Here is a 24,120-nt window from a genome sequence, read left to right as displayed (position 1 = left end):
CGGTCGGTCTCTTGCGCCCCATGCTTGGTTTACGCCCTCATGGAGTAGCAGCGTTTCCATCGAGTCAACACGGCAAAATATTCTGCGCCAGATAGTCACCAATCACTTTCGATATCTGTCAGATCGGCTAACCTCAGGTGTAGTGATCACACCCGTTCTAATTGGATATTTCGTTGTGGTGTGTGACATTGAGCGAGATTCGGTAATCCGCGGCCTCATCGCATCCGTATGCTTCAAGAGATCCACTTGAGGTGCCACCAGGCTCTAAAAACACCTTACTGGTCATATTGCTAATCACCGTTCCATTTTCATCGAGAAGGGCCCCTTCGTAGTGGACCTTCATTTCTTGAGCCTCGGATACGTTTTCAAGTCTGTAGTTGATCAGACAATCCTCTTGTACATCAGAGTCAACCCACTCTATTCCGTGATCTGTAACCTTAAGCGACTCCTCGTATTCGTTATCGACGTACTGGATCTGTCCCTCCATCTCATCGGGAGAGATTCCATTACCATCGCCTTCATCGGAGTCGTCTTCCCTGCTCTCCTCGTTGTCGCCGTCTTCATCTGACTCAGTGTCACTGTCCTCGCTCTCGTTGGAATCACCGGCTCCGTCTTCGTTCGTGTCCTCATCACTGTCATTACTATCCTCTTCCTCCTCTGTCTCTTCGGTGTCTTCTTCAGGTCCCTTGTCTTCGTCGTCTTGCTCTTCAGGCTCGGATTCCTCTTCAGATTCTTCATCCTGGTTCTCCTCTTCCAAACCCTCGTCTTCGGATCCTTCATCCTGATCTTCTGGCTCGGACTGCTCTTCGGGTTCTTCATTTTGGTCCTCTGACTCGATCTCCTCTTCCGACTCCTCTTCGTTTTCCGTTTCTTCGGAGTCTTTCTCCTGATCCTCTGGTTCAGACGCCTCTTCTGGTTCCTCTTCATCCCCAGATTCTTCGAGTTCTTCGTCTCGGTCCTCTGGCTCGGGCTCTTCCTCAGACTCTTCAGGTTCTTTGTCTCGGTCCTCCGTTTTCGGCTCGTCCTCTTCGGGTTCTTCCTCTTGATCCTCTGACCCAGAGTCCTTGTCTTCTTCACTCTCAGGCCCATCAGGTTGCTCTTCAGAGTCTTTCCCCTCTTCTTCGGAATCGGGCTCCTCGTCGTGTTCTTCTATCTCTTCTTCTGGTTCATCGTGCTCATCTTCTTCAGATCCTTCGGAGTCGTCTTCTTCCGATTCCTCGGGTTGTTCTTCAGATTGTTCTTCGTCTTCTTCTGGCCCTTCGGGCTCATCTTCTTTCTCTTCTTCAGATGCAGATTCGCCATCTGATTCGTCCTCATCTTCATCGCCGTTCTCAAGTTCTGTTTCAGAATCGTCAGCAGACCCGTTACCTTCGTCATCACCTGTTTCCTCAAAATCTGCCTCCTCGTCGTCAGGTGATTGAGAGCACCCGGCAAGAGTTGCAGAAACCACAGCACCAGACCCAGTTAGAATAGTTCGCCTGTGCATAAGTCATATTTAATTTACTGTCAGATAATCCCACTCCCAAAGTATATTGGTTTGCACTTGTATTGTTAATACCATTATCGGTTCGAAATTTCCAAGGAAATCTTGAACGGCTTTACCTTTAAACAGACATTGATCGCTTGCTGAAAGCGCTACCGCTTGGAGAGGCAGCAGCATGGACTGGCGATCGGACAGGAGCCCAGTCCTGTCCAGTTGAACGGTCGACGACCGACGCGAATAACCTCGCCGATGACGGCGTCGATGAGGTTCCGATTGCTTGACCCACGACAGAGGTCGGTTCCAATGAGTAACTGCTTGAATTGCGGAAGCCGGCCCTACCTGTGTCAGCGCTGCCGGCTCGAAGAACTCGAGAACCGAATCCGCACTCCTGCCGACCACGATATCGACCACTGGGTCCTCGAGGACGATCTCTGCCATGCCAGTACAGAGTTCGACGGTCAAATTCAGGATTGCACGTGCGAGACCGAGATCGAGACGCTACTCGAGCGCAGCGCCGAGGACCTCCGCTACTTTCCGACGAGTTCGACGCGCCAGTCTGCGAGGACTGTGTTACCGAGCTCGAGGAGTCGCGCCGGGAGACGGTTCCTGCTGACGCGACCTTCGAGCGCGCGAGTAAACTCGTGCCCGACCGCGGTACGCCGTCAAGCGACGCTAAGCACGATTCGGCACCGAGCTTGGAAAGAGTAGTCGCTGTTCGCCTGGCTAGATGTACTCTCCAGGCTGGTCTTCGAATTCATTCCGATGGTCGGTGGAGCAGAACCGAAATTGCTCCGATTTGTGCCGGGTCACGATCTGTTCGTCGCTTTCGTAGAGCTCTTCGCCACAAACGGGACACTCATTCATGTGAATTCACCTCACAGAAGGAAACAGAGGTCTGGCAAGGAGTTCTTGCCCTGCAATCACAAGGAGTCTGTGATACTCAGACAGTAGAAGCGTGCGTCAATCACCACTCTGGGCCCGAGATCAGGACCGATGGCGGGTTCGACATGGACACGCTTCGCGAAGAGGTCCCGTTCTAGGTTCGGTTCCAGGGTCGGCGCACAGCGGCGATCCACGTCGCGACCGACGACTGCAATCGCGACGATCCGGAGACGATCTGCCAGTACGGGACCTCATCGGGCTCGTGGGACTTCGGTGCCGACCACTTTCACGACCAGGAGATCCGCGATCGCCTCTGTGAGGAGGGCAAGAGCGAGGCTCTCGGTCTCAAAGAGGACATGTCGAAGTATGCGCGTACGCCGGCGGAAATTCTCGAGGAGGCCGGTCTCGAACTCGACGACGATGACGACGAAGCGTCGGTTCCGGTTACCGACGGTGGTCGTCCCCAGTTCTCAGCGGTCAGTTCTCATCGGCGGACTCGGAAGATTCCGATTCCTCATCTTTTTCGTTGTCAGCACCTGGCCCGAGACCGGCCTCTGGCTCTTCGTCGATCTCTTCTTCGGCCGCGTCGAGACCATCCTCATCGGAGTTCGACGAATTGGTGTTGTTTCCCATGCTCATGGGTAGGTGCGCTGGGGGACATAACCTCGCTACCGATTGACTTTGGCGGGATTTGCCCGGATATTCTCCCGGAAGAGACTACCATTCAATGGAGGAACGAAGATCGCGAAGTCCGCGCTGACGGTGGAGAATTCGAGGAGATCTACCGGCGCGAGACGATCACCGAAGGACCGGACGGTGACCTCCGAATCGGCGATCGCGCGCTCGTCGAGGAGATCAACAACGTCTGCGCTGCCCTCGAGGCGATCCGCGAGGTGGTCGAGAACCCGAACGTCGGCGACACCCTGCAGACGGCGATCAGCCACACCTGGCAGGCGTCGATCCTCCAGCGTATCGACGAGAACACCGATGTTCGAATGATCTCGAGCTCCGGAAGCAGTGGTGTATCCCTCCATGGGCCCAACCCAGGAACTTTCAACTGCGCGGTCGCGCGGAGTCTCCTTCATCAAGGAGCGATCGAAGGGAACGAGTAGGCCGGAGCGGAAACCGTCGAAGGATGACGCAACCACATGACGGTAGCTACCTGACTCCCGAGCGTATGACTACCGTCATACACTAAAGACGAGGGTATGCGCTCGTAACTTTATCAGAGCATCATTTCAAGTCAGTAGGAATCAGCAAGAGATTGATAACGCCTCCGCCTTGAACGATAGGTGTCGCGTACAGCCCAACGCGACACTGCGCCACTCAGCACCACCATCTACGCCTGTTCACCGGCATCAGCTCCCCCACCTGGCCGGTGGACCGTTTCACACCGCATTCATTCTCGAAGGCGTTTTGCACAGATAGGGGCAACTACGGGGCGAAGAGAAGGGATTATTGGAAGAGACCAGAAATGAGATCCTAATGCCAAGCGATTCGGATCCATCTCGAGAACATACATTTGGATCCCCAATTGATCTGCCTTCAACGCTCGAGGCACTCAACATCCAGTATCTGGATGTCAATGAAACCCGTGCGCTTGTTATCTACCAGACTGCAATCCTCAACCTCGAGGTGATCGAAGGCGAACTCTCGGCTGCAAGCCATATTGAACTGGAAGTGTATGAAGATCCTCGAGAGGTATACTCTACAGACACGGAGAAAAACAGCGGCTCAGTCGTCGATTCACTCCTTGATCAACTCCCCCCCGAAAACAACCCCTCCTTCTCGAGTCAAAAGTGAACGAGGTGATACTAGTTTTCTCGAGAATTGTAGCTGAAGGCTGACTATGCATACGAGAGAAATAACAATAGTCGGGTCCAAGGACAAGTCGCCATGGACGATCTTACAGGTTTCCAGCGAGACCTCCTATACGTTATCGCAGGCGCCGATCACCCATCCGGGCAGGACATCAAAGACGAGATTGAAACCTACTACAGTACCGAGATCAATCACGGGCGGCTATACCCAAATCTCGATACCCTCGTCAATAAGGAGCACGTCGAGAAAGGCGAACTCGATCGACGAACGAACTACTATGCGATCACCGAGAAAGGAGATCAGGCTATCGAAGAGCGTTACGAGTGGGAGTCACAGTATGTAAGCCCCTAGATCGTGGCACAGTTGATATTTGTTCAATATTTTGTGTTCAACAATTTGTCGTACAAAGCGGGTCAATTTCCACTCAACTCGAGCCGGACTCTCACGAGCGTTCGGATAGAATGGCACTGTCTAGTTGAGCCAGTTTGAGAAATGAGGTCTGGGAGAATCCGAACCCACCACACGTCGATAAACGAACGGTAAGAGTATGAGAGATACTGAGCACGAGCACGCTGGCACAGGACCTGTAAACACTGCGGGGCTGAGGAAGAGATTGAGCACAAACTTGACGTTCTCTCGTTTGCTTTCGGTCACAAGTGTTCCACAGAAACGGAGAGTGATTAGAATGAGTAACGAGACACGACTCGAGAAAGGAATTCATCGTCATATGAGTCCCACCAGTCGACCGAATTTGGATATAAGAGCGCGTCAGGACCGCGACCAACCGACGTAGCCAGTGGCGTTCTGCGGCGATATACAGTTGACCGCCGTCGCGGTCTGATCAATTCGCTGATTAATTCACGTTTGGAGGTGGATCGGGGTCGTGTTGTCCAAACTTCTCATCTCACATTTTGAGTGGAGCCGTCTCAAATACTAGTAATCAAATCTGTTTAAGAGCGATATGATTAACAGGACGGGGTTCGTGGTATAGTCAAATGCAGAGTCGAGACCTTTCGGAAGAGGCACCCGGGCACTATCGTGAGTCTCATCCACACCCATATTACATTCCGGACAAACTCCCTCTCTCGACACGGATCGATGTCGACGACGAACTCACGGAGCTTATCGCCGATGCCTCCTTTCAGCTCGGCCGAATCAACGGTATCAGTCCAACCATCGATTTCTCACCGGTTCTCTACACGTTCCTCGTCCGACTCGAAGCAGTCGAGACCGCCGAAATAGAGGGGGCCGACGTTGACGGGGACGAAGTATACGCTCATCACACGCGGACCAGTGGAGATGAGAACGTCGATGTGAGTCGGGACTTGCAGGTGGTCCTAAATGCCGAACGCGCCCTTCAAAAAGGATTTAACGCGATCAAACAGGGAGAGCCAATAACGCTCGAACTCCTTCAGTCGCTCCACGAGTTGCTCCTCGAAAACGTTCGAAACGAAGGTGAGGTTGTCGGAGAATGGCGGACAACTGATGTCCACCTTCCCTCTCCGTACGCCAGTCAACCTCCGTTCGTTCCCCCGCCGCACCAATCGGTTTCCGAGCTTATGGACTCTCTGGAGGCGTATATCCAGATGGGCGGCCAGTATCACCTGCTTGTTGATCTCGCAATTACGCATTATCAGTTCGAGACGGTTCATCCCTGTGAGGACGGGAATGGCCGGCTTGGCCGCATTCTCATCGTATTACAGCTCTGCGCTGAAGGATATCTGAGTGAGCCGTATCTCTATCCGAGTGCCTACTTCAATCGCAACAAGCAGGAATACGTCGAGAAGATGCGTGCTGTGAGCGAAACCGGGGACTGGCGCGACTGGATCACATTTTTCATCGAAGGAATCGAGGTACAGGCGCGGGACTCGTACGAGCGGACACAGAAGCTGATGGAACTTCGGCGTGGCTACGAACAGCGGTATCCCCATCAGAAAACGAGTCATCGCCTTGCACGGGGTGTCTTCAATATGCCATACTTCACTGCCAACGATGTCCAGGATGAGTTCGATGTCAGTCGACAAACCGCGTATAATGCTATCAAGGAGTTAGTTTCTGACGGTGTTCTCGTTGAGACGACTGGCAACCAGCGGAATCAAGAGTACAAAGCGATCGGTATTTTTGACGTTCTCGAGAGAAGGCCGGATCACTAGCTCGGAGATCGTGGGTTTAAAACTGCATAAGATCCCTTCCTCCAAGGAACAACTCTTCCATCACGACGTGCTCTGGTAGTCGGTGTTCGGAAAAGAACTCGGTCCCATCCCAAACTCGTCTAGATTCGCCCCTGGTAGCGTCAACTGACATCTCCATTGTGATGACTGTTTTGGCTGATCGCTCGAGCAGTTCGTCGGCGAACGTCGCGAACTGCTCGAGATTGGCATACTGCACTAAATTCAACCAGAGAAGCGACTCTAACCCTGCTTCTGAAACGTATTGCAATGCAGACTGGATTGCGTCTTCTGATCGAACTCCTGGCTCAGTGTGGTCGCCTTCCTCAACGATCTGTACATGCAGATCAAGAATTAGTTCGACGGACGGATACACGACGTCGTCGGTCACATTTTAGTCTCTCTCGCACCGCTCGATAATTATTTCTGATACGCTACTCGAGTTTGTGGTCTGTTTGATCGATGTCGTATTCACAAGAGATCTTCCTGATCGTCCAAGCGATTTCGAAAAAGAGGTATTCACGATTTGAATCGCTGCTATCTTGGGAGAACCTTAAAAATAACCGTTGAAATAACGTACATTGTTCCCCACTATAGAATCTGATATCAGATGTGAGACTAGCGGAAGTAAATTCCTTTTTAGTTGATTTTATACATATCACCATCACCTCTCAAAGAGGTTGGTAACCGATACCAATCAGAATACGATAAAGATGAGCGACAAAAAATCTTCCCGGGAACAGACGAGTGTTGACAAATCAAGTACTACATCTCGACGGAATTTCCTCGCTGGAACAGGTGCTCTCGGTGTTACCATGCTCCCAGCTTGGAGTTCTGACCTTGATCTTTTCACTAATAATACAATTGCTGATGCCAGTGAAGTGCACGAAGCACTCGGTGATGATGCCTGGGATTTGTTGACGCAGCTAACGCAACTGAACCGATTTGGCGGACATCCAGGGGAGCAGGCAGCCGCCGATGTCATTCAAGACGCACTCGAATCAATCGGAGTCGAAAACGTTAGCCAACAGCACTTCGAAATGTTGCGCTGGACTCGAGGCAGTTCCCAGCTGACCGTTCTCGATCCAGTCGAACGATCGTTCGATACGATTGCGCTACCTTACTCACCGGCTGCAGAGATCGAGGCTGAGCTGGTTGATGTCGGCCACGGGACGCCCAGTGAGATTGACGAACGAGATGTTGAAGGAAAGATCGCGATAGCGAGCACTGATTCACCAGAAGATCAGCGATTCGTTCACCGAATGGAGACATTTGGACACTTGGTTGATGCCGGCGCAGCAGCCTTCATTTTCGCCAACCACATCGAAGGACAACTCGCTCCGACTGGAACGCTTCGCTTCAATGAACGGGCAGAGATCCCTGGTCTTGGTGTCAGTCATGAGGCTGGTGCTTGGCTCACGGACTATGCAGACCAAGGCGGGACTGCTCGTATCTGTGTCCAGGCAGAGCACGAAACCGCCAAAAGCCAGAACGTACATGGCACGCTTGGGCCGGATTCGGATGAAGAAATTCTTGTCCTTGGTCATCACGATGCACATGACATTGCAGAAGGGGCGATAGACAACGGTGCGGGTGTTGCCACCGTTATCACCGCTGCCCGACTTCTCGCTGACATCGATCTTGATCTCCAGGTTCGTGTAGCAACCGTCGGGAGCGAAGAACTCGGTTTGATTGGTAGTGACGTGCTCGCTGAATCGCTTGATCTGGACCGCGTTTGTGCTGTTATTAATACCGATGGCGCTGCGAGTGCACGAGGCATGGTAGCAAATACACAAAGTTCCGAGGCCTTAGGCGAAGTAGTGAACCGAGTCGAAGAGAGGGGCGGTGAATCGATTAGCGTTGAGCCAACCGTTAGCCCATATAGCGATCATTGGCGTTTCTTAGAGCGAAACGTCCCAACAGTCCAGTTAGGTAGTGAAAGCGACGATCGGGGTCGAGGATGGGGTCATACCGCAGCAGATACACGGGATAAGGTTGATCCCGAGCATATTACTGCACATGCACGGTTGACCGCACTAATGGCTCTTGAGCTGACTCGGGCAGATCCACCGCGGATCAGTGACGAAGAACTCTGTGTTGAACTTAACGAAGCAAATCTTGAACCCGGTATGCGCGCAACAGGGATCTGGCCAGAGATGTGTGAGTAGATTGTTTAATTTAGGCTTGAGAAGTGGTTGCTTGAGTCGTCCCAGCTGACGCCACTGGTGTAGTGCACGTATTTTCTTTTGGAAACTGTAAATAAGGTCTCGAAACTCTTCTTCTGGTACTCGGAAAATGCGATCATCGGCACTGTCTAGTTCAGCACCTCCTCAGCTGGTGTTTTTCCATCGAGCGATTGATGTGGTCTTTGATGATTGTAGTAATGCACGAACTGTTCAATCCATTCGCGTGCGCTCTCCCGACTGCCCACCCAAGAATTATAAAAACGGTCGACTCGAATTTTGAAGGTATGAAACCACTTTTCGACGAGGTTTCGGTCGGTATAGTTCACCCGACCGCTCAATCCTAATCGAGCAAGGGCAGTCCGATAGCCAAATTGATCGACGAGAAACTCATCCTCGGAGAGATCGTGTTTCTCACCATGCAGAAATGCAGCTGCCGGATCAGTACCATGCCGACTAAATAACGCGACGTCGAGAATCAATTTTGTATCGATGTCTATTGCAGCGTACAACCAAGACTACTCGCCATTAATTTTGACAGCGGTTTCGTCAACAGCGACCCGCGACGGCGTCGCCGTCAGCGGGTCGCGTTCGCTGTCAGCCAGCCGATGTACCCAGTTCCAGACCGCCCCGTGAGAGCGCTCAACGCCTAATTCAGCGAGAATCGTTGTTGTCTCCCGAAGAGAACAACCGGTCTGATGGAGGCGGACGGCGAACGCCCTGACGGGCGTTGCCGTCCGCTCGTTCTCCCAAGATTCTTCTAAATCCGCTGCATAGCTCTCGCTGAGCAGGTCTGCGAGCATCTTGATCGATCCACTCAACGACCTGCTCACTTCTCAAACTGGCTCAACTAGACAGTGCCGGCAGTTCAAAAAACTCGCTACAACGACAGTCATTTTACTATGAATTCTGAAATTCGAGTTATTCACACCGCTGAACAGCCGTTATGAGTTGGCTTTTTGGAAGCCACTCATCGGAGAGGCTAGGAAGGTTATCTCGGTTGCTAAACTTTTCATAGTGTTCTTGAAGACGCTTCTCTGACCGCTCGTGGCGGTCGGTATCGGCCTCTGTATTTGCAACCCCCTTTTCGAGTGAGTGAATCTTATGTGCGAGTTGCATCAATGGCTGGGCCGCTGCGGACTCTTTGAACAGAATTGCGTCCTCGGTCTCTCTGGAGATGTATCCAACGAATATGGTGGATGTAGTTCTATCCTTGGACCCAACCTTCTCAATGGCTAACCACTCCGGCAGTTGAATAAAAAGCTCACCGGTATCAAGGAGCCCTAACAATTGCCATAGTTGGCGGGTCTTCTGTTCGTTGAGAAGTCCCCGTTCCCGAGCATCTTCGAGAGAGACATCGTAGTCGGTGAGGGTATCTGAATGCCACTCACGGGAGAATGAGTCGTAATCGGCGAATTCGGTAATCAGGTTAGTCACTCCGTTACAAGAGCGGGTACAAACATATTAATATCCCCACTGACTCTGACAGCTGTTCTAATTCGAGACTGCGAAATCCTGGAATCGGCGTGCTCTGTCCAGGCTCTGTAGCCATCGTTCGACCCGTGGTGCCCTGAGCGTCAATACCCATCACGGGACTATACAACTGAGTCAGGAACAGATTTGCATTTCGTGTTCGGCACCAACTCGGTATGTCTTTGTCCTGTACTTACCGTACGCCAGATAGTCGCTGGGAAGTGTGCGAACTGTTCTATGGCATCCTCGTAATTCCAGTTACTATTCTACCGATCAGATGACGATAAAACATCGGTGTCGTTCGGGTAGCCGGGCTCAGCGCTGAGAGCCTCGGAGAATCAGCGGTCCGATCGCGAGGGTCCGCTTTGCGGTCGTCGCAACTCGCATGATGTAGGAGGTCAGCAGGAAGAACGGCACGAGCGTGATCGTGAAGGTAACCGCGACGACCCAAAGCAGCGTTTCGACCCCGAGGATCATCCCAGTGAACGTCGTCGTGTCGACGAACGTCAGCATCATCCCTGAGACCAGCAGCGCCGGGATCGCGGCATAGAGGATGTACCGCGAGAGGTTAATCAGTTCCCACTGGAAGTACAGCGTCTTGATGTGCTCTCGAGCGGGACCGAACATCGCAAAGGAAGTCCGGAGATCCTCGAGGGTGTCGCGTTGTTCCTCGTCAATGTCGTCCTCGTAGTCCGCGAGCAGGCGTTCGATCTGGAAGATGTTCCAGGAGTAGTTATAGTCCATCGAAGCGTGAACGACGCTGAAGGTGCCAAATTTCGCGCCGTCGAGCTTCTCGCGGACGGTCTCGGCGTTGCCGGTGATGCTGTCGACGAACTCGTTGACCTCGTCTCTGAGGTCTTCATTGTCCGTCGACTCCATAGCCTCATTAAGGGTATTCGCGCGCTGCTGGGTCGCGTCGATGATCTCTCGGAGGAACGCCGACGGATCGGCCGGTGCCGGCTTGTCGGTAAGCTCCTTGATGTAGTCCCGGAAGTCCAGCGTTTCGCTCATCCGGGTTCGCTGCTCGCCGAGCGGGCCGTTTTCCTGGGAGATGATCAGCTGGCTAATGGTGACGACGAGGGTGACGCCCGTGATCAGCGCGCCGATCATCTGCGCGTACAGCGATTCGATGACGCCCCGGTCCTGAAGTAGGTCCGAGAGCGTCGGTTCGAGGAGGCTCCCGAGCATGAACAGTCCGAAGAACGCTGCCGTGAGCACGCCGGTGACGAGCTGTCGGTTCGCGCCGAGGAGCAGCCAGAGCTTGAGCTTGCTCTCGTCAGCCCGCTCGCGCATCGTGTCCGCAGTGCTGATCTGATCGTCGTCCTCCTCGCTACTCATCGCCGCCACCGCCTGCCGGCTGCTTAAACACGAGGTACTTGGTACCACCGCCGGTGTACTCGATCGTACTGACGAACTCCCAGCCCTCCTGCCCATACTCGTTGAGAAGTTCCTTTGGATCGCTCGCTTCCTCCATCGTCGCCTCGCAGGGTGGCCGGACTGTCTCGCACGTCCAGACAGTTCCCCGATCCGTCGTCATACTCGTATATCGACGATTCGCCAAAAAAGGGTTCGCGTTGTCACTCCGTTAGCGGTGACTCAGGAATCGGTCAACTGCACGGGACTCAGAACCGAACGGCAACTACTTGTCGTTGACGAGGGTGCCTATGTTGGCCTTGAGCAGGGCTTTCACGCCGGTCGCTATTACTCGCTGGTGGCGATCTAGGTATCCGGCTGCCTCGAGGTAACGATCGCCGATCACGATGGTACCGAGCTGATGGTAGATAGCTCCCAGATGTGTTGCGTAGAGGGCAGTGCGTTACCGCGGCGATGATCTCGGTACTGACGACCATCGCCGCCCTCCACCAGCTGGCTCTGATCTACGAGCCTAGCAAAGAGATCATGGAAGACGTGGAAGTCTCCCGCATAGGGGACAGACCGCTGTCCAGTTCCATGGGATCACTCCTCCCATTCGGTTTCTCCAGCGTCTTCCGATGGACGGAGAATGAACGGCCCGATTGCGATCGTTCGCTTGGCGAGCGTCGCGAGCCGAAAGATGTAGGCGGCGAGCAACAGCAGCGGCAGTGCCGTGATCGTAAACGCGCCGCTTACAACCCATGTTACATTGTCGATCCCCAACGTCGCCCCAGAAACCATTGCCGCGTCGGCGAAGAATCCCATTCCAGCCGCAATAGCCAGTGCGGGGAGTCCAATATAGAGGATCTGCCGCGAGAGGTTTACGAGATCTGCCTCGAAATATAGCGACTTGATATGCTCACGGGTTGGGGCGAAGAACTGAAGTACAGCCTTCAATTCCTCGAATGCCTCCCGCTGCTCGTCAGTGAGACTATCCGCGTGTTCTTTGCGAATCCGGCGCAATTCGTAAATATGCCACGAATAGGTGTAATCCAGTGCTGCCTGCATAATGGCGAAGTTACCGAACTGCACATCACGTAGCTGCTCGTTCACGAGCTCTGCGTTCGTCATCAAATTATCAACGTACTGCTTCACCTCTTCATGGAGTTCGTCGTCGTCGCTGCTCGCAACAGCGTCGTTAAGCTGCTCCGCCTTGTCGCTGCTCAATTCAATGAGCACACGCAGGAATGCGTTCGGTTCCGGGGGACTAGCTGTTCCAAGGAACTCCTCAACGTCTTCGCGGAACGATCGTTCACCGTCCATCCGTTCGCGCTGATCCCCGAGTGGACCGAGTTCCTGCGCAAGGACCAACTGACTGATCGTGACAACGAGCGTTACTGAGGTAGTGATCGAAAGCAGCATCGTCTGAAAGGCTGACTGGACCAGTCCGTTGGGCCCCATCATCTCGCGTAACGATACTTCGCCGAGAGAACTCATCGCGACGAGAGCGCTGAAAAGGCCGAGCGCCAGACCAGCGGTCAGCACATACCGGTTCAGATTGAGAAGGAATTTGAGACGGAGACGATCACGGCGACTGTCGATTCGCTCATACATCCTCTCGTCTGGCGCTGAGTCACCCACCAAAGCTACTGCTACCTGCTCCTGTAAAAACTCCCCCTTGTTTCGCGTTTCTACAAGCTGATCAGGCACGGGCGGTGGTGCAAAAGTCTTCACATACTCTGTTATCTAGAGTTCGTCCCGATTGCTATTCGATCCGACTCAAGGAAGGAATCAAGCCGATTTAGAGGCTGTTCTCCTTGATTGGTGAGTGCTATTTTGCCCTGAATCTCCGTGTAGTGGAGCAAGCCTGCCTCAGCCAGACGTGAAATCTGCAAGTGGTAGAGATCATCAAAATCTTCCGAAAGACGATTGCTCTGAGTGATATTGACGGCTATATTGAGGAAGGAATCGGTAAGATTGCGCAGATTAGGTATTCAGAAGGAACTCCTTCTGAATAGCTATCCAAAACCTGCTCTGCTTATAGCCTACTCAGCCTACCCAGAAGGTTGTGGCTCGAGCAGTGATCTATTGCCCCTGTTGTACCACCGACTAAGACGTCCAACGCCAACTCAACGAGGCCCAGAGCGACCTCGACAACATCCGCGCATGATCACTCTTCGAGAGTAGATGTTGTGGGGGGTTGTCTCGGAGCGCAGATGCAGAGACATACCGGTGGCCCTAGACGAACGCGACAGTTCGATCTGACTCGGACGCCGTTTTGTCGTTCTGAACCGGCTGTTCGAGCGTAAATCCGCTTTCGACGTCGAGGAACAGGACCTTCTGCTCGCTTCCGTAGCGATCTGCGTTCTGGTCTCGGAGTGTCGCGATCCCGTCCTCGAGTTGACTTCGTTGGGCTGGTGAGACTTGTGTTGCCCCTTCGAGTGCATCTTCGGTCAGTTCAATGCTCTCGATTGTACTGGTGATCGCTGGGACGGCTGGTTTGATCTCACCGTCGGTGTAGAAGGCGAGATAGTTGGATGGTTTGAACGAGCGATTCGGTTGGCAGAAGTACAGGCCATGGGCGTTGTACTCGGGCCAGGCTTTGCGAGCGGCAGCAACGAGGACACGATCCTCGCGACCACTCACGAGGTCCTCCTCGTAGAGGAAGCGAACGAGTTCTCGAAGGAGGAATGCCTCTCGTTCGATGGGGATCTCGAGTGATTGTTCGGCGCTGCCGTGGTCCCGCGCTAAGATCGATTCAGCGGCGTCGACAAGCTGGTCGAAGTTCGTCCAGACGAGACGATCGTCCTCGATGCGATCGAGTTTCGCCGGGCGGCTGTGGTCTGGTGTGAGGACAACAAGGCGTTGTGTATCGCTTGCCTCCTGGCGGAGGCCGCTCAGATGGTTTCGGATCTGCTCGAGGTCAACGCTGTTGGGGACCGTTTTGGTCTCGAACCACAGCGACGTCGAGCTTTGAATCGACGCATCTGGGACAGAGCCGTCGCCAGCGATCTAGTTCTCGAACGTAACGAGAGAAAGGTCCGATTCGTCGAGTGTTGCTTCCAGGAGTTCTTCCCCGAGTTTGGTATTGACGTGTTCGAGGACGGCCATGAGTGTCGACGTAACTCGGTTTTCGCCATGTGCGTATGTCGAGAAGAGTGGGTTTGGCATGATATGATAGTCTCTGTAAGCTGGACAGTGAGGATTTCGTTATTTGTAGTGTTGCTATTCTATTGCTCCAGAATAAGGCTCAAATAAGTATCCCAGAGAGAAGTAGGCTCATTAGTGGAGCCTCAAAATAGCTGATTGTGACAGAGATCGGACTCGTGAGTTGTACAAAGACCAAGCTCGAGCAGCCTGCGCCACCTGCCGAGTTGTATGTCCCATCACCGTTGTTCAGCAAAGCTCGGCAGTACTGTGTGCAGAATCATGACGACTGGTTCATCCTCTCGGCCAAGCACTATCTGCTTGAGCCTGACGGGCCACCTATCGAGCCGTACGATGAGACGTTGATGGGAGCGCGGGTTGCGACAAAGCGAGAGTGGTCGGAAACAGTGTTCGAGCAGTTGCAGTTGGTAGGGTTGCTCGAAGCGGGGAAAACGCTCGTATTCCATGCGGGGCGTGCGTACTACGAGGAGTTGCTACCGTTGCTCGAGGAGACGGCTGTCTCGGTCCAGTTTCCGGTAGAGGGGCTAATGATCGGTGAGCGGCTGAGGTGGTACAATGAACAGCTCTGAGTGGATCTGGAATCTTCGACAGTAGTTGAATTAGACCCGAGCAATTTTGCAGATGACCCACTCTATGGATAGCAACTAGTCCTCATCGCCTGCTTCAGATTTTGTCGACATATGGTTTGATCGAACTGTACAGACGGATCATTGCATCAACTATCCGCTCTTGGGTGACGTCCCATTGCTCTTCATCAGTTAGCCCCTTGCCGGACACTCGCTTTTTGATGCGGTAGGCTCGCTTTCCATCGAGTCGTTCCCACGCTAACCCTCCATCGAACTCGGCTTCGATCTCAGACCGATTTTCGAGTAACGTGTTTGAGGCACAGTGTTCAAGATGGTCGGCTCGAACTCAGAAGTATGCGACTCGAGGAGTATTGGGGAGTCGGTCCGAAGACGCGGGAGACATTGGTCAAGGAGCTGGGTCAAGAGCAAGCGATCCAAGCGATTGAGAGCGGGGACATACGGACACTCTCCGACTCCGGACTCGCCCGGGGACGGGCGACGCGGATCCTTCGCCGGGCGACCGGCGGCGAGAGAATGGACATCTTGGCCACGAGCGATGCCCGATCTGCATACAACGAACTGCTAGACCTCGCTGTCGATCACGCCGTCACCCAGCGCGCAGCCGACCGAATCCGGGTGCTTACACCGCTCGAGAGCAAGAAGGCAATGGAAGACCGCCTTGATAACGTGCTCGCGGCTCGAGACGCTTGGGAGGCGCTCGCGGCCGACGACCGAGAGGTCGTGCTCGCGGCGTTCAACCGCTACGATGAGCGCGATGGGAGTGAACTCGCCGCCGTCGAAGCTGCGCTCGCGCTGCTCGAATCCGGTGTAAAGTCCGGTCCCTTCGCGTTGGTCGCGGATATCGAGGCCGACGCTCTCGAGGCGGCCGCGGCTGCGCTTGCGGCACTCGACAACGGTCGGGTCCGCGAGGGAGCAGACGAGGAACTCGACCGGTTGCGCGACACGCTAGGCACAGTCGAGGACATGGATGCGAATGCGCTCGAGCTCATCGATGAGCTCCAAGACGGCGGTGTTCAGGACGTCACGGACTTTCGCGAGGCGTTCGAGGCTCGACTTCTCTCTGAGACTGATGTTACGGTCGAGCAGGTACGGGAAGCGATGCCGACGAACGCGACGGACGCCACAGACTTCGTCGGCGGAACGCTCCGCCGGCTGCAGTCAGACCTCCGGGAGGCCGCCGACGAACGTGAAGAACGAGTCGCGGAAGAGTTCGAATCGACGCTTTCAGAGCGGGACGAAGCCATCGAGCAGGCCGTCAGCGCTGTCGACGAAATCGCGTTCCACCTCTCGCTGGCGCGCTTTGCACTCGCCCACGACTGCACCCGACCGACGTTCCGGGGAGAGGACGGCGCGGCCGTCTCTGTCGTCGCCGCGCGCAACCTTACAGTTGACGCGAGCGGCGAGGACGTTCAGCCAATCACCTACGCGCTGGGCGACCATACCGTTACCGAGGGATCCACAGAGGCTGGCGTTCCCGGCCAGCAGCACGTCACCGTCCTCACGGGAGCGAACAGCGGCGGGAAGACAACCCTGCTCGAGACGCTGTGCCAAATCGTCCTGCTGGCGACGATGGGGCTGCCCGTTCCCGCTGAGCAGGCCGAAGTGACACCAATTGACGCGCTAGTCTTTCACCGCCGCCACGCGAGTTTCAATGCAGGCGTCCTCGAGTCGACACTGCGCTCGATCGTGCCGCCGCTATCGGCAGACGGGAAAACCCTGATGCTGGTCGACGAGTTCGAGGCGATCACCGAACCTGGCAGTGCGGCAGACCTCCTGCACGGACTGGTGACACTGACCGCCGACCGCGAAGCGCTGGGCGTGTTCGTTACCCACCTCGCGGACGACCTCGAGCCCCTGCCGCCCGAGGCCCGCATCGACGGCATCTTCGCAGAGGGGCTGAGTCCCGACCTCGAGTTGGTCGTCGACTACCAGCCTCGCTTCGACACCGTGGGGCGGTCGACACCAGAGTTCATCGTCTCGAGGCTCGTTGCAAATGCGAGCGACCGAAGCGAACGCACCGGATTCGAGACGCTGGGAGAGGCCGTCGGAAACGAGGCCGTTCAGCGCACGCTCGCGGACGCTCGCCGGGCCACTGACAAGTAAGGAAGTGGGGTACTTTCTAGTCAGCGATTTTCGCCTCCTCGACAGGCGTGCGGTTATTGAGGTGGTGCAGAATTGTTGACTCGACAGTGTCCTATCGAGGAATATGCAAGATAGAGTTCACGCCGCCCGCCCGAGTGCCTTGATACCGTCGGTAGCATCACCTTTGGTGTCAGCAGTTCCATCACGAAAATCGCTAGCTAACGAATAGGTTCGCTATCAGTAATAATCGATTTTCACTTATTGGATTCTAGCTATATCCTCTCAAATCACGAAAGGGTTTTATAAATTGTTTGCGTAATATGAGACTACATGGTAGAAAAGAGTCACTTCCGTCTATTATCACATCTTGTAGTGGGAAGTGGGTCGGAAGTGGGTATCAGTACGCTCGCTGATCAACTTGATTGGAGCGCCGGCCACACCTCACGTATCGTCTCCGAATTAGAAGCCTACGGCTACGTCCAAACCAAGCAAAGCGGTCGACAAAGGTTGGTTTCTCCAACGGACATCGAACCAATCGAGCAACTCGAAGGACTTCTTGCGGAGTATAGCCACATGGATCTGTCCGATCTCATCGCTGGCGCTGGGTTACTCGTGCTCTATTATCTCGATCAAGGGCGGACCGCAACCGAGTTGGTTGAACTGAGTGGTGTTAGTCAGGCGACGATATACCGGCGGTTAGATGACTTTCAGCGCGTTGGTGTCGTTGGGAAATCGAAATCCTGGTATCGTCTTAATGATCCGTTCGCAGAGTTGGCCTCGATCGCTCGAGGACTGCTCCACCAGAAACATCGTCACGAAGCAGAGCGACACGCGAGTGGACTCAACTTTCTCTGGGAAACACATGACGAATTCCTCTTCGCCTGTGACAGTGACATTGCTGCTGACGGATTTTACCTGACCGGGCCTGCCCTGTTCGAAGCGTTTGATATCCCGCTTCTCACCAGGGACCGGCAACACTACTTCCGGACGGATCGACTCTCCGAAATCACTCCCGCAGAATTAGTCTGTCACACACTACTGATCGATGATGGTCCCCGATACCGAACGTACTGTCTCCTATTGATGGAACGGCAGGACATCGAGCGAACGGCATTGCGAGAGCATGCTGAACACTATCTCCCCGAAGCGACGAACGATCTGCGCGCTATCGTCGATGAACTCATCGATTACTTAGAGACAGACGGAACTACAACAACTGAGCAACTGCCCGAATGGGAAGACTTCAAACAAACGGCCAGAGACTATGAGATCACTGTATGACTTCTCGTGAACGATTCGGTCGTAACTATATCGAGACCGAGCTTCAGGAAATCGCAGCTCACCTCCAGACGGACGTTGATGCCTATCTTATCGGCGGTGGCGCAATGTCACTTCACGAGCCGTCACTCAAGGACACGACCAAAGATATCGATCTCGTCGTTGTGGGCGAGGTAGCCCTTCGCCGGCTAATGGGGGTACTCGACGACCTCGGCTACGAGGAAGTTACCGATCTTGGTAACGAGTACGATCGGTTAGGAGCGCGTCACTGCGTTCGAAACGATGCCGGCTGTCAGTTCGATGTCTTCTATCGACAGATTGCCGATAAGCTGTATTTCAGCGACGGAATGCAAGCGCGGAGTGAGGCGTTTCTTTCGGACGAGTCCTTCTCAGTGGGCCTCGTTTCCTTCGAGGATATCTTCCTCTTCAAAGCCGTCGCAGAGCGTCCGGACGATATCGGGGACATGGCGACACTCGTCCAGACAGATCTCGACTTCGATGTGATCGAAGACGAAATCGAACGCCAGGTAGACCTTCTGGGCGGTGAACAGTTTGTCACAGTGATCTCCGAATCGCTGGAACGACTCGATCAGAACGAAGGTATCCAAACACCACTCGACGATGTCGTCCGGGAATACTACCAACGATACATGTACGGGTACGAACTCCGGTTACAGTTAGACGAAGACACCGCAAAATCCGTCAGCGAACTCGCGTCAACGTTAGACGTTTCAGAAGCAGAGATCGAACGTCGGTACGAGTATCTCGAGCAGTACGGGTTCGTCGAACGGACCAGCGAGGGGATACGAGATACTGGAGAGCGCGACGAATTTCAGCGGACCTAATGTGCCGAGGTGACGGTCTATGATGAAAGTCATCGGAGGCTCGTCCTATTTTTCAAGAGAGTCGCCGAATTCTTTCTGGAAACCTTCGAGAAGCCGTCCGAAGCCGGATTGGAGGAAAAACTCGGCATCCTCTTTTGTCTCGAGGAGGTGCTTTCGGCGTTTATCCGAGTACTCCGTTGCCATCTCGTCTAATTCGACGGCGAACGCCTCGATTGCCTTTTCGTCCTCGAGGGAATCGTAGGTTCTAAACACATCTTTCAGCCCGCGCTTGGCTGATTGCCTGACACGACCGTCCTCGTCCGTCAGTGCCTCCAGCAGGAAGCCACCGATTTCGTCCGTCTGTTCGCGAACGGTGCCCACACCTGCCTCAATCGATTGATCGCTCTCAGCGACGGCGAACACCAGTGCGATCCCTGGCGTCAGTTGTTCAGCAACCCGGACAGTCGACTGTCGGACGTATCCATTATCGCTCTGAGCGTAGATGGAGGTCACCTCGTTAAAGCAGGTCTCGAACAACTGAACCCGTTCATCGAGATCTAACTCCTCAATTTCGTCGATTGTCTCGTTAACCTGCTCGGAATTACCTGATCGAATGGCGGCCGCAAATTCGTCCCACCGTTGTTCCATATCGATCTATTGGGCCAATTAGTCCATAATACTCGGGGTATTGGAGGCACAGTGAAGTGAAGACAGGAGGAGCGTGATGTCGAGGGTGTTGACAGCCTCGACGGCCACAATGACGATCGGTCTGAACGCATCCCGTATGGTTTTGCGTTCCGACCACCTCTCATCTGACCGAAGGGGGACTGAAGAGCCATGAAGCTTCGATACTACGCCGACGCATCGAATTTCGACGATCACGAACAGACCATCGATCTTCTGTACACTATCCACGACAAGTACGGTATCACAGTCGAGATTGAGCGAGTGAACAACCGGTATGGATCGATCCAGCCCTTCCCGGGAAGCATACGCGAAAACCCATCGGAAGACATCTACGACCGAGATTTCCACTACAACCGAACGCTTGGTTCGAACATCGACGAGTCGCCATCCCAGGCATTCAAATCAAGCGGTAGACACGTCGATATCGAGGGGTACGTCGGAATCATCGACGGAGGGCTCGTCTGGGCGTCGACCTACCGCGGAGATCCAATCGGCTATGGGCCGGACGTGTCTGACAACGAGACGACGCTCGGATTTCTCAATCAGGTCGCCAACAAGGGACTGGAAGCAATCGAAGAGAAGTACATGGACGAGGCGGAACGCGAACGGACCACATTGGAGCAGTTTCTCGCTACAGATGTCGTCAACGGCACCGTTCATCGAGATGTTGTTGTCGGCACATCACAACTTCCCGACTCTCCTGCGTATGGAGTAGATAGTTCTGTCGGCGAGTTTGTCACGCGGACAATTGACGCCATCATCGAAACAGACGAGAGCGACTGGATCGTTCAGACGGAGAAGACCTTTGAAGCGTCGACGTTTGACAACACTCTCGGGCAGGTACTCGTTCGTGATCGACTCTATCGCCTCGATACTAATGGGGATACAGTAGAAACAACCCTTGCGATCGTATTCAACACGGTCCCTTGGGAGCTTGATGTCGACATCGTTCCAACTGCATTAGACCGGATAACTGCTATATCTGACACGCTCGATATCCGGGTATTTGTCGGTCGCGATAAGGAGTTCGAGCAGGTTGTCGGTGAATAGGTTAGAATGACGAGATGGATGTATTCCATATGCATTGGACGACGTAGTCTCAACTTCTGCGTGCAGACGAAGATGAGACAACCGAAGTCACCAATGCTGGAGAGCTCACGTTCGATGAAGATGAGCTCGAGACACCAGCGGAGTTCATCGGATACGAAGAAGTTTTGTCGTGAAACTGCCGTCACATCACAAATTGGTGACCGATATTGGGGGAATCAATGAAAACACAAAACTCGCGAATACCTTTCCGGATGCTCCGATTTCGTGATGCAGCCGAATTGTCCAACCGGATACGTTCAAATCTATCCGGAGAGCGAACAACCACGTCAATACTGTGTTCTCGATACGCGAAACGAAGCTGAGTGATACGGTCACACACCTCCGATTCGATTGAACTGGGTCCCGCGGGATGCTTCTTATTCGACGAACCGCCTATTGGTGGACGTGGGAAGCCCGGCGTGTAGGCCGATGGAGGATGTCACCAAGAGTTAGGCGATTGGGCAACGGAATACAGCACGAATGGAGTCAGATGAGCTTCGCACGATATTACAAAAAGCTGAGTTTTCGCCATACGAGGCTGATGCGTACGTCATGCTATTGGAGATCGGACCGTCGTCGGCGAGTGAACTCGCGACGGCCAGCACCGTGCCACAGGCGCGTATCTACGACGTTCTGCGGTCCCTCGAGGACGAGGGCTACGTTACGCTCTACGATCAGGATACTCTCACCGCTCATCCCGTCGACCCGAGCGACGCGCTCTCTTCACTTCGGTCGACTGTCAGTCGATTCGAAAACGCGATTACCGCCATCGAGGATCGCTATAACGCCCCTGACGAAATAGAGAGCGAGGTAAGTGTCGTTCGGCGATTTCGCACCGTCTTCGATCACGCCCGAACGGTCATCTCGGATGCCGAAAACCACCTGCAGCTCGCTGCGACGTACACACAGGTTGAGCGTCTCTGCTCCATGCTTCGAGCGGCCTACGAGCGCGACGTCCGAATCCATCTGTCCCTGTTCGTTCCGCCCGATGAGACACCGCCAGCTCCCGCGGAGCTTCAGGGGCTCTGTCACGAGGTTCGGCAACGGACACTCTCTGGTCCGTTTCTCTTATTGGCGGACCGTCAGCAAGCGTGTTACTCGACTCGCGGCCGTCAGGCGAACGAATACGGCGTCCTCGTCGACGACTACGCGACAGCCTACGTTTTCCATTGGTACTTCCTTACTCGGCTCCGTGAGGTCTACGAGATTGTATACGATGCTCGCAGTTCTGACGCTCCGTTCACGTTCGTCGAAATAACCGACTGCGTACGTGGCATCGAACCCGCGCTCGATGCCGGCGCGACGATCCGGGGTCACGTAATCGGGACGTCGAGAGTGGACGGACGACGGGTCTCACTTTCTGGTGAGTTCGTCGCCGTCGAGTACACGGGTGCACGCGACGAGACACCGGCGACGCTGCTCGAACTCGCAGCAAAGGCCACCGTCGTCTTCGAAACCAACGATACCCAATACACCGTCGGGGGGCCTGGTGCGGCGACCGAAGATATCGCGGCCGACCGCATCAACATCGAAGAACTCTCCGAGCCGATGGATATCCGCCCCTCTTAGTCCGAGCCGACTGCTGAGGCTGTGTTGTCTTTCGAGGGGAGTGTGACTGTCAGTGTCGCGATGACGGCGGCGACGCCAATTGCCGGGAGGAAGGCGATTCGGAGTGAGGTGGCATCCGCTAGTAGTCCGATTGCGACTGGGCCGGCCGCGAAGCCAGCGTAGCTCGAGGTAGAGACGGCAGCGACGGCTGATTCCGGCGATCGGTTGAGGTCAGCTTGGCCAACGAGACTGATATTAACTGGGGCAACGCCACCGATCCCGAAACCGAGGATCCCGAAGCCGAAAAGCGTGACCGGTGGGATCGGGACGAGCGTAACGACGACTCCAAAGGCGGCGATAGCTGCCGTCAACTGAAGGAATCGTCGAGGGCCGACCATATCGACAGCACGGTCGGCGGCAAAGCGACCGAGCGTCATCGCCAGCGCGAACGCGGCGAATCCGAGTGCTGCGACTGCTGGGCGTGCGCCGGCTGCTCCCTTCAAGAAGACGGCACTCCAGTCGTTTGCGATCCCTTCAATCAGCAGCGCGCAGAACCCGATGAGGCAGAATCCGAGTATCTCTCTGGACGGGAGTGCGAGTTCGGTATTCGTGTCCTCGCTCTCATCTTCTTTTGGAGAGAGGAGCCATACGCTTGCCGTGAGACCGATACTGAGGAACGTAGCAGCGAGGATGAGGAAGTGAACTTGTGGTGATAGTCCGAGACTAGTGAAGAGAGCACCGATGAGCGAACCGAGTAGTGCACCGGCGCTGTAGAGTGCATGGAAGCCACCCATAATCTGTCGGGGATAGGCCTGTTCGATGTGAAGCGCTTGCGTGTTTGCAGCAACGTCGAGGAGCCCCTTTCCGAATCCGAATCCGACCAGAGTGATGAGGAGGGTAGACAGGCCTCTCGAGAAGGAGATGACTGGGAGGAGAAGACAGTAGATGATGATCGCGAGGCGGACAACTGTCTTGGCGCTGTAGCGGGCGACGAGAGCACTGCTGATGACAAGGCCGAGAATGCTTCCAACAGCGAGTCCAAGCAGTGCGATACTGATGTCCGTCTTTGTGAGGTGGAAGAGTGTCTCGATAGCTGGGATGCGAACCGCCCACGTCGCGAAGATAGCACCAAGGATGACGAACGCAATACTGTTCGCGACGCGTGCTGTCCGAACTTTACGTGGGATGCCTTCAGAGCAGTGAAAACTATTCGACAGTCGGTTGTTCACAGCAAGAACGGAACAATCTGCTCGTATATAACAGTTCATTGATATAGTTGCTACAGGTGTTGTAGCAACCGTGGACTCTAACTATGTAGCAGATATCGCGTTACTAGAGTCGAATCTGGAAGTCTTTGTAGCGGTACCCGCCGAAGATTGGCATGTCTCGTTGTCTCTCGAGAATCAAATGAGTGGTGTGAGGCTCTGACTTTATGAGAATCCTGTTTAAGCCCCAAGTCGGTGAACGAATGCGCTGGGGTTGAAGGAGACCGTC

21 protein-coding genes and 4 pseudogenes are annotated in these 24,120 nt (G+C 54.4%); 10 read left to right on the top strand and 15 right to left on the bottom strand.

Annotated elements, in window-relative coordinates; translation table 11 throughout:
* Nucleotides 1–157: 157 nt before the first annotated feature.
* The 4 genes from GWG54_RS18120 to GWG54_RS18105 form a co-directional block, all read right to left on the bottom strand.
* A complete protein-coding gene (locus GWG54_RS18120; protein WP_167939080.1) occupies nt 158–1,450 on the bottom strand; it encodes a hypothetical protein in 1,293 nt (430 codons plus the stop codon).
* Between the two features lie 45 nt (nt 1,451–1,495).
* On the bottom strand, nt 1,496–1,921 hold the full coding sequence (locus GWG54_RS18115) for a hypothetical protein (RefSeq protein ID WP_167939079.1): 426 nt from the start codon (nt 1,919–1,921) through the stop codon (nt 1,496–1,498).
* Between the two features lie 921 nt (nt 1,922–2,842).
* Nucleotides 2,843–2,998, bottom strand: coding sequence for a hypothetical protein (locus GWG54_RS18110; protein ID WP_167939078.1), 156 nt, complete (start codon nt 2,996–2,998; stop codon nt 2,843–2,845).
* 35 nt (nt 2,999–3,033) lie between these two features.
* On the bottom strand, nt 3,034–3,399 hold the full coding sequence (locus tag GWG54_RS18105) for a hypothetical protein (RefSeq protein ID WP_167939077.1): 366 nt from the start codon (nt 3,397–3,399) through the stop codon (nt 3,034–3,036).
* A 451-nt stretch (nt 3,400–3,850) separates the two neighbouring features.
* On the opposite strand from GWG54_RS18105, the gene GWG54_RS18100 reads away from it, so the two are divergent.
* The 3 genes from GWG54_RS18100 (at nt 3,851) to GWG54_RS18090 (ending at nt 6,339) form a co-directional block, all read left to right on the top strand.
* Nucleotides 3,851–4,168, top strand: coding sequence for a hypothetical protein (locus GWG54_RS18100; protein WP_167939076.1), 318 nt, complete (start codon nt 3,851–3,853; stop codon nt 4,166–4,168).
* 93 nt (nt 4,169–4,261) lie between these two features.
* Nucleotides 4,262–4,537: a PadR family transcriptional regulator gene (locus tag GWG54_RS18095; RefSeq protein ID WP_167939075.1), complete on the top strand. Its 276-nt coding sequence runs from the start codon at nt 4,262–4,264 to the stop codon at nt 4,535–4,537.
* A 644-nt stretch (nt 4,538–5,181) separates the two neighbouring features.
* Entirely contained in the window at nt 5,182–6,339 is a 1,158-nt protein-coding gene (locus GWG54_RS18090; RefSeq protein WP_167939074.1) for a Fic family protein, read from the top strand.
* Nucleotides 6,340–6,463: 124 nt separating this feature from the next.
* Here GWG54_RS18090 and GWG54_RS18085 read toward each other — a convergent pair.
* A pseudogene (locus tag GWG54_RS18085) lies at nt 6,464–6,613 on the bottom strand (ISH6 family transposase); the annotation flags it as partial.
* Nucleotides 6,608–6,745 (bottom strand): annotated as a pseudogene (locus tag GWG54_RS21405) (type II toxin-antitoxin system death-on-curing family toxin); the annotation flags it as partial. The pseudogenes GWG54_RS21405 and GWG54_RS18085, both read right to left, overlap by 6 nt.
* Before the next feature lie 322 nt (nt 6,746–7,067).
* On the opposite strand from GWG54_RS21405, the gene GWG54_RS18080 reads away from it, so the two are divergent.
* Nucleotides 7,068–8,522, top strand: coding sequence for a M28 family peptidase (locus GWG54_RS18080; RefSeq protein ID WP_209438517.1), 1,455 nt, complete (start codon nt 7,068–7,070; stop codon nt 8,520–8,522).
* Nucleotides 8,523–8,668: 146 nt separating this feature from the next.
* Here the strand turns inward: GWG54_RS18080 and GWG54_RS18075 are convergent.
* From GWG54_RS18075 to GWG54_RS21015, 6 genes and pseudogenes are all read right to left on the bottom strand, one after another.
* Nucleotides 8,669–9,340, bottom strand: a pseudogene (locus GWG54_RS18075) (IS6 family transposase).
* A 118-nt stretch (nt 9,341–9,458) separates the two neighbouring features.
* Entirely contained in the window at nt 9,459–9,974 is a 516-nt protein-coding gene (locus GWG54_RS18070; RefSeq protein WP_167939073.1) for a hypothetical protein, read from the bottom strand.
* A 351-nt stretch (nt 9,975–10,325) separates the two neighbouring features.
* A complete protein-coding gene (locus tag GWG54_RS18065) occupies nt 10,326–11,348 on the bottom strand; it encodes a hypothetical protein (RefSeq protein WP_167939072.1) in 1,023 nt (340 codons plus the stop codon).
* Complete coding sequence (locus tag GWG54_RS18060) at nt 11,341–11,547, bottom strand: DUF4177 domain-containing protein (RefSeq protein WP_167939071.1); 207 nt, start codon at nt 11,545–11,547, stop codon at nt 11,341–11,343. The genes GWG54_RS18065 and GWG54_RS18060 overlap by 8 nt, the downstream gene beginning before the upstream one ends.
* A gap of 419 nt (nt 11,548–11,966) precedes the next feature.
* Nucleotides 11,967–13,073, bottom strand: coding sequence for a hypothetical protein (locus GWG54_RS18055; RefSeq protein WP_312854302.1), 1,107 nt, complete (start codon nt 13,071–13,073; stop codon nt 11,967–11,969).
* A 528-nt stretch (nt 13,074–13,601) separates the two neighbouring features.
* Complete coding sequence (locus GWG54_RS21015; RefSeq protein WP_245242860.1) at nt 13,602–14,009, bottom strand: hypothetical protein; 408 nt, start codon at nt 14,007–14,009, stop codon at nt 13,602–13,604.
* Between the two features lie 662 nt (nt 14,010–14,671).
* Here GWG54_RS21015 and GWG54_RS18045 point away from each other — a divergent pair.
* Nucleotides 14,672–15,100 carry a DUF6884 domain-containing protein gene (locus GWG54_RS18045; RefSeq protein ID WP_312854301.1) on the top strand — a complete coding sequence of 143 codons (429 nt, stop codon included), beginning with the start codon at nt 14,672–14,674 and terminating at the stop codon, nt 15,098–15,100.
* 94 nt (nt 15,101–15,194) lie between these two features.
* Here the strand turns inward: GWG54_RS18045 and GWG54_RS21400 are convergent.
* A pseudogene (locus tag GWG54_RS21400) lies at nt 15,195–15,395 on the bottom strand (DUF4268 domain-containing protein); the annotation flags it as partial.
* A 56-nt stretch (nt 15,396–15,451) separates the two neighbouring features.
* Here GWG54_RS21400 and GWG54_RS18035 point away from each other — a divergent pair.
* The 3 genes from GWG54_RS18035 to GWG54_RS18025 all read left to right on the top strand — a co-directional run bounded on the left by GWG54_RS18035 (nt 15,452) and on the right by GWG54_RS18025 (nt 19,323).
* On the top strand, nt 15,452–17,221 hold the full coding sequence (locus GWG54_RS18035; protein ID WP_167939070.1) for a DNA mismatch repair protein: 1,770 nt from the start codon (nt 15,452–15,454) through the stop codon (nt 17,219–17,221).
* A 309-nt stretch (nt 17,222–17,530) separates the two neighbouring features.
* Entirely contained in the window at nt 17,531–18,481 is a 951-nt protein-coding gene (locus GWG54_RS18030; RefSeq protein ID WP_167939069.1) for a winged helix DNA-binding protein, read from the top strand.
* Nucleotides 18,478–19,323: a DUF6036 family nucleotidyltransferase gene (locus GWG54_RS18025; RefSeq protein WP_209438516.1), complete on the top strand. Its 846-nt coding sequence runs from the start codon at nt 18,478–18,480 to the stop codon at nt 19,321–19,323. The genes GWG54_RS18030 and GWG54_RS18025 overlap by 4 nt, the downstream gene beginning before the upstream one ends.
* A 45-nt stretch (nt 19,324–19,368) precedes the next feature.
* Here GWG54_RS18025 and GWG54_RS18020 read toward each other — a convergent pair whose 3' ends face one another.
* A complete protein-coding gene (locus tag GWG54_RS18020) occupies nt 19,369–19,950 on the bottom strand; it encodes a hypothetical protein (protein ID WP_167939067.1) in 582 nt (193 codons plus the stop codon).
* Nucleotides 19,951–20,139: 189 nt separating this feature from the next.
* Here GWG54_RS18020 and GWG54_RS18015 point away from each other — a divergent pair, with 189 nt between their 5' ends.
* The gene (locus GWG54_RS18015) at nt 20,140–21,039 is read left to right on the top strand and encodes a hypothetical protein (protein WP_167939066.1); all 900 of its coding nucleotides are present in this window, start codon (nt 20,140–20,142) and stop codon (nt 21,037–21,039) included.
* A gap of 519 nt (nt 21,040–21,558) precedes the next feature.
* Nucleotides 21,559–22,647, top strand: coding sequence for a TrmB family transcriptional regulator (locus GWG54_RS18010; protein WP_167939065.1), 1,089 nt, complete (start codon nt 21,559–21,561; stop codon nt 22,645–22,647).
* Here GWG54_RS18010 and GWG54_RS18005 read toward each other — a convergent pair.
* On the bottom strand, nt 22,644–23,855 hold the full coding sequence (locus GWG54_RS18005; RefSeq protein WP_167939064.1) for an MFS transporter: 1,212 nt from the start codon (nt 23,853–23,855) through the stop codon (nt 22,644–22,646). The two genes, GWG54_RS18010 and GWG54_RS18005, sit on opposite strands and share 4 nt — an antisense overlap.
* Nucleotides 23,856–24,120: the final 265 nt, after the last annotated feature.

This window comes from Natronococcus sp. JC468, from assembly GCF_012163165.1.
GTDB classification, from domain to species: Archaea; Halobacteriota; Halobacteria; order Halobacteriales; family Natrialbaceae; genus Natronococcus; species Natronococcus jeotgali.
This window is presented reverse-complemented; position numbering and strand designations above follow the sequence as displayed.